9 protein-coding genes are annotated in these 8,262 nt (G+C 69.3%); 5 read left to right on the top strand and 4 right to left on the bottom strand.

From position 1 onward, the window contains the following. Nucleotides 1–194: 194 nt before the first annotated feature. Nucleotides 195–1,673, bottom strand: coding sequence for a bifunctional phosphatase PAP2/diacylglycerol kinase family protein (locus tag CFP71_RS23420; RefSeq protein WP_093936092.1), 1,479 nt, complete (start codon nt 1,671–1,673; stop codon nt 195–197). A 147-nt stretch (nt 1,674–1,820) separates the two neighbouring features. On the opposite strand from CFP71_RS23420, the gene pafA reads away from it, so the two are divergent. The 4 genes from pafA (at nt 1,821) to CFP71_RS23400 (ending at nt 5,589) form a co-directional block, all read left to right on the top strand. After that, the gene (pafA, locus tag CFP71_RS23415) at nt 1,821–3,179 is read left to right on the top strand and encodes a Pup--protein ligase (protein WP_005150872.1); all 1,359 of its coding nucleotides are present in this window, start codon (nt 1,821–1,823) and stop codon (nt 3,177–3,179) included. 80 nt (nt 3,180–3,259) lie between these two features. Next, on the top strand, nt 3,260–4,303 hold the full coding sequence (locus tag CFP71_RS23410; protein ID WP_093936091.1) for a WD40/YVTN/BNR-like repeat-containing protein: 1,044 nt from the start codon (nt 3,260–3,262) through the stop codon (nt 4,301–4,303). Nucleotides 4,304–4,315: 12 nt separating this feature from the next. Then, entirely contained in the window at nt 4,316–4,657 is a 342-nt protein-coding gene (locus CFP71_RS23405; protein ID WP_093936090.1) for an ArsR/SmtB family transcription factor, read from the top strand. 71 nt (nt 4,658–4,728) lie between these two features. Beyond that, entirely contained in the window at nt 4,729–5,589 is an 861-nt protein-coding gene (locus CFP71_RS23400; protein ID WP_093936089.1) for a TIGR03620 family F420-dependent LLM class oxidoreductase, read from the top strand. Nucleotides 5,590–5,593: 4 nt separating this feature from the next. Here the strand turns inward: CFP71_RS23400 and CFP71_RS23395 are convergent, their stop codons facing one another. From CFP71_RS23395 to CFP71_RS23385, 3 genes are read right to left on the bottom strand one after another with little or no spacing between them, the layout of a single operon-like run. Continuing rightward, a complete protein-coding gene (locus tag CFP71_RS23395; protein ID WP_093936088.1) occupies nt 5,594–6,292 on the bottom strand; it encodes an SDR family oxidoreductase in 699 nt (232 codons plus the stop codon). Beyond that, nucleotides 6,289–6,741 (bottom strand): SRPBCC family protein, encoded by a 453-nt coding sequence (locus tag CFP71_RS23390; protein WP_093936087.1) that lies wholly within the window; start codon nt 6,739–6,741, stop codon nt 6,289–6,291. Before CFP71_RS23390 ends, CFP71_RS23395 begins: the two co-directional genes overlap by 4 nt. 37 nt (nt 6,742–6,778) lie before the next feature. Next, the gene (locus CFP71_RS23385; protein ID WP_093936086.1) at nt 6,779–7,717 is read right to left on the bottom strand and encodes an NADP-dependent oxidoreductase; all 939 of its coding nucleotides are present in this window, start codon (nt 7,715–7,717) and stop codon (nt 6,779–6,781) included. Between the two features lie 104 nt (nt 7,718–7,821). Here CFP71_RS23385 and CFP71_RS23380 point away from each other — a divergent pair, with 104 nt between their 5' ends. Beyond that, nucleotides 7,822–8,253: a winged helix-turn-helix transcriptional regulator gene (locus tag CFP71_RS23380; RefSeq protein ID WP_093936085.1), complete on the top strand. Its 432-nt coding sequence runs from the start codon at nt 7,822–7,824 to the stop codon at nt 8,251–8,253. Nucleotides 8,254–8,262 lie beyond the last annotated feature (9 nt).

Genomic DNA, 8,262 nt, shown 5'->3' with positions numbered 1-8,262 from the left:
AGACTTAGACATTGAACAAGCACCTAGCCTACAACTATATTTTATAAAGCAGGACACGGTCAATGAGCTACTCGAGTGCCTGGAGTGCAGACGTGTGCTCTTCCGAACACGGTAGGGAAGGAGGCCTTCACGGACTTCCAGCCGTGAAGCGGGCGCCGCTCGGCAGCGCCCTGCTGGGGTCCTTGAGCCGTGTCCTAGAGCCGGTAGATGGTGAGCGCGCTGGGCCGCGACCGGAACAGGAAGTCGTTGCCGAGCGGTCCGACCTCACCGTCGGTGGCGACGCGACGGTTGCCGTTGAGCAGCCGGACGTGCAGCTCCGGGACGTCGAGTTCCTGGTAGACGTGACTGGCGTTGAGGCTGTTCGTGATCGTCGCGAGGATGAACCGCGCCCGTGAGTAGGGCATGTCGGCCCGCAGGTAGCGGACGTCGAGCAGACCGGTGTCGAGCGCCGGTCGGTGCGAGGGCGCGAACCCCTTGGGCGAGTAGGTGCCGTTGCCGACGAACAGCAGCCAGATGCTGGTGTGCTTGCCGTTGAGGGTCACTTCCAGCGGTTTCGCGCGCCGGAGGGTACGGGCGAGCGCGATCGCCGCGGACGGCCACTTCGGATGCCGCTTTTGCAGCTTTTCCCTTATCCGCACCATTTCCGGGTAGCCGCCGAGGCTGGCGGTGTTGACGAAGTAGCGGTGGTCGTCGTCGTCGTTGATCTCGACCTCGCCGAGGTCGACGCCGACGGCGTTGCCCGCTTCGGTGGCGGCGTCCGCGTCGGGCATCGAGCGCATGCCGACGTCGCGGGCGAAGTGATTGAGGGTGCCGGCCGGGATGAGCGCGAGCGGCAGGTCGTGGTCGGCCGCGACGGCGGCCACCGCGGCGACCGTCCCGTCCCCGCCGGCCACACCGAGCGCGCGCACCGTGTTGTCCCGCGCGGCGATCTCGTCGCAGAGCTGTTCGCGCAGGTCCCGCTTCGCGTCCGGGTACAGGATGGTGGCCTTGGGCCAGGCGAAGCGGGCTTCCTCGGTCGGGTCCTGGCCGTCGATCCCCGAATGCGGGTTGACCAGGACGAGCATGTCCTCGCCGTCGCGCATCTCGGGTGCGTCGGCGGTGTGCGCGGTGCGGGCGGGGACGTCGGGGTTCAGCGGCCACCAGTGGCGCGTCAGCAAGCCCGCGCCGACGCCGATGCCGATCCCGACGCCGACGTCACTGGGCCAGTGGACGCCGGTGTGGACCCGCGAGTAGGCGACGGCGGCGGCCAGCGGCACGAGGGCCGCGCCCGCCTTGGGTGATTCCATCGCGACGGCCGTGACGAAGGCGGCCGCCGACGCCGAGTGCCCGGACGGGAACGACGACGAGGTCGGACGCCGGACGAGGCGCCGGTGCAACGGAACCTCCTCGGCCGCGGGACGGCGGCGGGGGAACAGCGGCTTGCCGATCAGGTTCGCCGCGGCGCTCGCCCCGGCGATCGCGGCCACGCCGCGGAGCGCGCCTCGGCGTGTCGGGCCCTTCTTCGCCGCGAGCGCGATCGCGACACACCACCAGAGCTTGGATTTGTCGGCACTTTTGGAGAGCGACGTGATCACGTCGTCGGCCCTGGTCCTCGGCAGCGCCGCGCTCCGTGCCATCAACCGTCTGTCGGTCCGCCCGACCTTGCGGAAAGGGCGCTTGAGCTGCTTTAACACGGGTTCCCCACTTCCGGGTCGGGACGTCATGTGCGTGATACCCGATCGGGACTTCCCGCACACCTTTCACCGAATGCAACGTACCGACCGCGTGTCGACGCCCGAACGGCGCACCTTCAGTGGGTCCTCACCGCCTACTCTGGTGGGATGCAGCGGCGGATCTTTGGCATCGAGACCGAGTTCGGGGTGACGTGCACCTTTCACGGGCAACGCAGGCTCTCCCCGGACGAAGTGGCGCGTTACCTGTTTCGGCGTGTCGTGTCCTGGGGGCGTTCCTCGAACGTCTTCCTGTCGAACGGCTCGCGGCTCTACCTCGACGTGGGCTCCCACCCGGAGTACGCGACGGCGGAGTGCGACGACCTCGTCCAGCTCGTCACGCATGACAAGGCCGGGGAACGGATCCTCGAGGACCTCCTGGTCGACGCGGAGCGGCGGCTGGCGGACGAGGGCATCGGCGGCGACATCTTCCTGTTCAAGAACAACACCGACTCGGCGGGCAACTCCTACGGCTGCCACGAGAACTACCTCGTGACCCGTGCCGGGGAGTTCTCCCGGATCGCCGACGTACTACTGCCGTTCCTGGTCACCCGGCAGCTGATCTGCGGCGCGGGCAAGGTGCTGCAGACGCCGCGTGGCGCGGTGTACTGCCTGTCCCAGCGAGCGGAACACATCTGGGAAGGCGTCTCCAGCGCCACCACGCGCTCGCGGCCCATCATCAACACCCGCGACGAGCCGCACGCCGACGCTGAGCGTTATCGGCGGCTGCACGTGATCGTCGGTGACTCGAACATGGCCGAACCGACCACGATGCTCAAGGTCGGTTCGGCGAACCTGGTGCTGGAGATGATCGAGGCGGGCGTGCAGTTCCGCGACTTCACGCTGGACAACCCGATAAGGGCCATCCGCGAGATCAGCCACGACCTCACCGGCCGTCGCCAGGTGCGGCTCGCCGGCGGCCGCGAGGCGTCCGCGCTGGACATCCAGCGCGAGTACCACGCCCGGGCCGTCCAGCACGTCAAGGAGACCGGTTCGTCGCCGCAGTCCGAGCGCGTCGTCGAGCTCTGGGGCCGGGCGCTGGAGGCGGTGGAGCAGCAGGACTTCAGCAAGATCGACACCGAGATCGACTGGGCGATCAAGCACCGTCTGGTCGAGCGCTACCGCGCCAAGCACGACCTCGACCTGTCGAGCCCGCGGATCGCCCAGCTCGACCTGGCCTATCACGACATCCGGCGTGGCCGCGGCATCTTCGACCTGCTGCAGCGCAAGGGCCTCGTGCGCCGGGTGACCGACGACGGTGAGATCGAACTGGCCAAGGACACCCCGCCGCAGACCACGCGGGCGAAGCTGCGCGGTGACTTCATCGCCGCCGCGCAGGCCGCCGGACGTGACTTCACCGTGGACTGGGTGCACCTCAAGCTGAACGACCAGGCGCAGCGGACCGTGCTGTGCAAGGACCCGTTCCGTTCGGTGGACGAACGGGTCGAAAGGCTCATCTCCTCGCTCTGAATTACTCCGTGAAGGCCATCTTGGAAGGCGCTGAGCCCTCTAAGGTGGCCTTCACGGATCTTCGAGGGAGAGGTACGCCGATGCGCCGTGCGTTGCTGGTCGTGCTGGGAGCGGTTGTCCCGCTGGCGTTCACCGGCGTCGCGCACGCCGCACCGGACTGTCCCGAACCCGCGTGGACCGAGACCCCGACGGGCACGGACGCGCAGTTGCGCGGCCTCTCCGCGGTGGATTCCCGCACGGCCTGGGTCAGCGGCAGCAAGGGCACCATCCTGCGCACCACCGACCGGGGCCGCACCTGGAAGCCGGTCGCCCCGGCAGGCGCCGAGGCGCTCGACTTCCGGGACATCGAGGCCTTCGACGCCGATCACGCGGTCGCCCTGTCGATCGGTCCCGGCGACGCGTCCCGGATCTACCGCACCGACAACGGTGGCAAAAGCTGGCGACTGTCCTTCCAGAACAGTGACCCGGCCGCGTTCTACGACTGTGTCGCGTTCTTCGACCACCGGCGCGGTCTCGCGATGAGCGATCCGGTGGACGGCAAGTTCCGGTTGCAGTCCACTTCGGACGGCGGCCGTACCTGGACGGCCGTGCCCGCCGAGGGCATGGTCCCCGCGCTCGAAGGTGAGTTCGGGTTCGCCGCCAGCGGCCAGTGCATCACCACGGCGGGGCCGCGCGACGCCTGGATCGCCACCGGCGGCGGGGCCCGCGCGCGTGTCCTGCACTCCGGCGACGGCGGGAAGACGTGGGAAGCGGCCGACACTCCGCTGCCCAGCGGCGCGTCCGCCGGGGTCTTCTCGGTGACGTTCCGGGATCCGCGGCACGGCGTGGCCATCGGCGGCGATTACGCGGCGCCGAACGCTCCCGGACCGGGGGTCGCGCTGAGCGCGGACAAGGGGCGCACCTGGCGGACGCCGACGGAGGCCCCGGTCGGCTACCGGTCGGGCCTGGCGTGGCTGGGGAACACGGTCATCGCCGTCGGTCCCGGCGGGAGTGACCTGAGCCCGGACGGCGGACGGCACTGGAAGTCGTTCGACACCGGGTCACTGGACTCGGTCGACTGCGCTCACGGCGCGTGCTGGGCGAGCGGGGCGAAGGGCAGGGCGGCCCGCCTCTCCGGCGCCTAAGCTCAAAGGACCATGACCGCACACGCAGAACCCGTTCCGGAGACCACCGAGCACCTGGTCGAGGTGTTGAAGGCGCTCGCCAACCCGATCCGGCTCCAGGTGCTCGGCTGGCTGCGCGAACCGGACCGGCATTTCCCGCCGGAGAAGGCGATCGCCGATCAGAACGAGGTCGGCGTCTGCGTCAGCCATCTCCAGGAGAAGCTGGGGCTCGCGCAGTCCACGGTGTCCGCGTACATGGCCTTGCTGCAGCGCGCCGGGCTCGTCCAGTCCACCCGGGTGGGGAAGTGGACGCACTATCGGCGTGACGAACAGCGGATCGCCCAGCTCGTCGACCTGCTGGGACGCTCCATCTGAGTTCGGCCGGGAATAACATATCGAGAATCTGCGATACTTCGATATGTAAGACTCGACCTGAGGAGAGACAGATGGAACTGGGGCGTTTCGGGATCTGGACGTTCGACTTCGAGGATCAGCCCGCGAGCATGCTGCGGGATTCGGTGCGGGAGCTGGAAGAACTCGGCTGGCCCGCGATCTGGATCCCGGAGCGGGACGGGCGGGAAGCGCTGACCCACGCCGGATTCCTGCTCGCGTCCACCGAGCGCATCGCCGTGGTCAACGGGATCGCGCGGATCGGATCGCGTGGCGCGCGCTGGACCCGCGGCGCGGCGCTGTTGCTGGCCGACGCCTATCCGGACCGGCATGTCCTCGGACTCGGCTTCGGCGGTGCTCAGGCCGGAGTCAAGCCGCTGGACGCGATGAACGACTACCTCGACGAACTCGACGCGGTCACCAGCGCGAACCCGCTGCCGGCCGCGCCGATGCGGCGGCTGCTGGCCGCGTACGGACCGAAGATGCTCGAACTGGCCCGAGACCGCTCCGAGGGCGCGCACACCTATCACGTGACGGTGTCGCACACCGCCCAGGCGAGGGAAGTGCTAGGGGAGAAGGCCTTCCTCGGTGTCGAGCACGCCGTGCTGTTCGAGACCGACCCGGGCAAGGCGCGAGAGATCGCGCGCGAACACCTACACGGATATCTGACTTCGAAGTACAACGTCGCCAAGTACCTCCGCCTCGGCTACACCGAAGCCGACATCGACGGCGGCCGCGGCAGCGACCGGCTCGTCGACGATCTCGTGTTCTGGGGCGATCTCGACACTGTCACCGCGAAACTGCACGGGCATCTCGACGCCGGCGCCGACCACGTCGGAGTCCAGGTCATCGGAGTCGAGCCCGGCGACTCGGCCATGCCGCACTGGGGGCGGCTGGCCGAGTCGCTGCTGCCCTGACCCGCTAGCGGATCTGGCCGGTCGGGCGGACCACGATCTCGTTGACGTCGACCGAGGGCGGCTGCTCCAGCGCGTAGAGCACCGCCCTCGCGATGTCGTCGGGTTCCAGTTTCGGCTTCGACTCCGAACCCTCGGGGATCATCGAGGTTTCGACGAGACCCGGCTGCACGACGGTGACCCGGACGCCAGTGCCGACGGCCTCCTCGCGGATGGACCCGGCCAGTCCGGTCACCGCCCATTTCGTCGCCGAGTAGAGGTTCCCCGGCCGGTGGTAACGCCCGGCGACCGAACCGGTGAGCACGAGGTGCCCCTTCGATTCCGCGAGTGACGGCAGGGTCGCCCGCGCGGTGAGGGCGGTGCCGTAGACGTTCGTCAGTACCATGTCCCGCCACTGCTCGGGGTCCGCGCCGCCGTCGCCGAAGAACGACACGACGACGCTTTGCCCCGCGTTGGCGAACACCGCGTCCAAGCCGCCGAAGGTCTTCTTCGTCGTCTCGACGGCGGCGGACAGCGACTCCCAGTCGGTGACGTCCACCGCGAGCGCGAGGGCGCGATCCTCGCCGAACTCGGCGACGAGGGGGAGCAGTGCCTCGCGGTCGCGGGAGAGCAACGCCAGCCGGAACCCGGCGGCCGCGGCCCTGCGTGCGGTGGCTTCGCCGAGGCCGCGGGAGGCGCCGGTGATCAGCAGTACTCGATCGTTCATGCCTCCAAAGTAGGCGGCGTGTAGCCGTCCCACTCGGGCACCGGTTCGCCGACCAGGGAGGCGCCGAGCCGGTCGAGGTAGAAGTGCCAGCCCTTGAGGATGTCCGAGGTGTCCCAGTCGGTCTTGGGCATGAGGTGCACGAAGTCGAGCACCGTGCCTTCGCCCCGAGGGGTCAGCGTCAGTTCCACTCGCCAGGTCGGTTCCTCTTTGTTCTGCAGGTCCATGACCAGGCGTTTCGGTGGATCGCATTCGCGGATGACGGCATGGCTCGGTTCGGAGCCTTCCTCGGCGGTCATCGAAAGCGCGATCGTGTTGCCGACTCCGGCTTCCCCGGTCCACGGGCCGATCCAGCGCGCGGTGCGGTCGGATTCGGTGAGTGCCGACCAGACGTCTTCGATGGGGTCCGGGTACTCGCGCCGGAGTTCGAGCCGGGTCACGTCGTTGTCCATGAGGTGAAGATAACCTTCGGCTTAATTAAGCGTCAACTTATTTGTTGGTCAAGACCAGTCGCCCGCGCAGTCCGCCCACCGCCAGACGTTCGTGTGCTTTCACCGCCTCGGTCAGTGGCAAGGTGTCCGCGATCCGGAGCGCGAGCACGCCGTCGTCGACGAGGGTCGCCAGCCCGGCCAGCGCGGTGCCGTCCGCGCGGATCCAGACGTGCTCGACCCTGATGCCGCGCAGGGGAATCGGGGCCGCTCCGGCCGCGAACACCACGAACCGGCCGCGGTTCGCGACGGCGTCCAAGGCTTCGAGTCCGAGCAACGCCGTGTCGAGCGCCGCGTCCGCCCCGCCGGGGACCACCGCCCGCACCCGGTCTCCCAGGAGGTCGCCACGTGGCACGAAAACCTCCGCACCGAAACCCCGGACCAAGGCCTCGTCGGCGGAACCGGCGGTAGCCACGACGCGGAAACCGCGTGCCTTGGCCAAAGCGACCGCGTAGCCGCCGACAGCACCCGCCGCGCCGGTCACCAGGACGGTCGCTCCCGGCGGGAGGTCGAGCAGATCGATCGCCTGCGCCGCGGTGAGACCGTTCAGCGGCAGGGTCGCGGCCTCGGCGAGGGACGCCGTCCGTGGCGCGGCGGCGATCGCGGACGCGTCGAGGACGACGAACTCGGCGTAGGTGCCGAGCGCGGCCGACGGCCGGTCCCGCAAGCCGATGACGGCGTCGCCCACGGTGAAACCCGTGACGCCGTCACCCACCGCGTCCACGGTCCCGGCCACGTCCCAGCCGATCCCGAGCACGTCCCTTGGCGGGATGATCCCCGCCTCGGTCAGGAAACCCGACCTGGTCGCGACGTCGACCGGGTTGACCGCGGCCGCCGCCACCCGCACCCGGACCCGGCCGATACCCGGCACGGGCGTCGGGTGCTCCGCGAACTCCAGGACCTCCGGGCCGCCGAACCGGCGGACCACCACTGCGCGCATCGTTCTCCTCCAAGGTGTCGTCCTCGGGCGAACGTATGGGGAGTTACTCTCCATCGGGAAGTACGCACCTCGAGGTGCCCAACCCACGCGGAGGTACGCGCATCGTGGTCACGCGCACGGCACAGGAACGGCGGGACGAGGAGAAGCGGGCCTACGACGCCTATCTCGCGGCCTGCCCGGCAAGGAAGCTGCTCGACGAGGTGTCGGGCAAGTGGGTCAGCCTCGTCCTCGTCGCCCTCGGCGACGGGCCCCAGCGCTACAGCGACCTCTCGCGCCGGATCGCCGGCGTCAGCCAGAAGATGCTCACGCAGACCCTGCGGACCTTGGAACGGGACGGCCTGCTGACCCGCACCGTCACCGCGTGCGTACCGGTCCGCGTCGACTACGAACTGACCGATCTCGGCCGGAGTCTCCGGCAACTGGTGGCCGGGATCAAGGACTGGGCCGAGGCCAGGTTCGAGGAGGTCGAGTCCGCCAGGGATCGTTACGACGCGCGATCGGCGGCTCTCACCATCGGGTCCGACGGCGCGGGCTAGGGTAACCGG

The sequence above is a fragment of the Amycolatopsis thailandensis genome, from assembly GCF_002234405.1.
In the GTDB taxonomy this organism is placed as follows: Bacteria; Actinomycetota; Actinomycetes; order Mycobacteriales; family Pseudonocardiaceae; genus Amycolatopsis; species Amycolatopsis thailandensis.
Note: the sequence above shows the minus strand (reverse complement) of the source record. Positions and strands in the feature narration are given on the sequence as shown.

What these genes read in the sequence shown, in the direction of transcription:
- CFP71_RS23385 (WP_093936086.1), bottom strand. Translation starts at nt 7,717, where the DNA reads ATGCGCGCAGTGGTGGTCCGCCGGTTCGGCGGCCCGGAGGTCCTGGAG.
- CFP71_RS23405 (WP_093936090.1), top strand. Translation starts at nt 4,316, where the DNA reads ATGACCGCACACGCAGAACCCGTTCCGGAGACCACCGAGCACCTGGTC.
- CFP71_RS23400 (WP_093936089.1), top strand. Translation starts at nt 4,729, where the DNA reads ATGGAACTGGGGCGTTTCGGGATCTGGACGTTCGACTTCGAGGATCAG.
- CFP71_RS23395 (WP_093936088.1), bottom strand. Translation starts at nt 6,292, where the DNA reads ATGAACGATCGAGTACTGCTGATCACCGGCGCCTCCCGCGGCCTCGGC.
- CFP71_RS23410 (WP_093936091.1), top strand. Translation starts at nt 3,260, where the DNA reads ATGCGCCGTGCGTTGCTGGTCGTGCTGGGAGCGGTTGTCCCGCTGGCG.
- CFP71_RS23390 (WP_093936087.1), bottom strand. Translation starts at nt 6,741, where the DNA reads ATGGACAACGACGTGACCCGGCTCGAACTCCGGCGCGAGTACCCGGAC.
- pafA (WP_005150872.1), top strand. Translation starts at nt 1,821, where the DNA reads ATGCAGCGGCGGATCTTTGGCATCGAGACCGAGTTCGGGGTGACGTGC.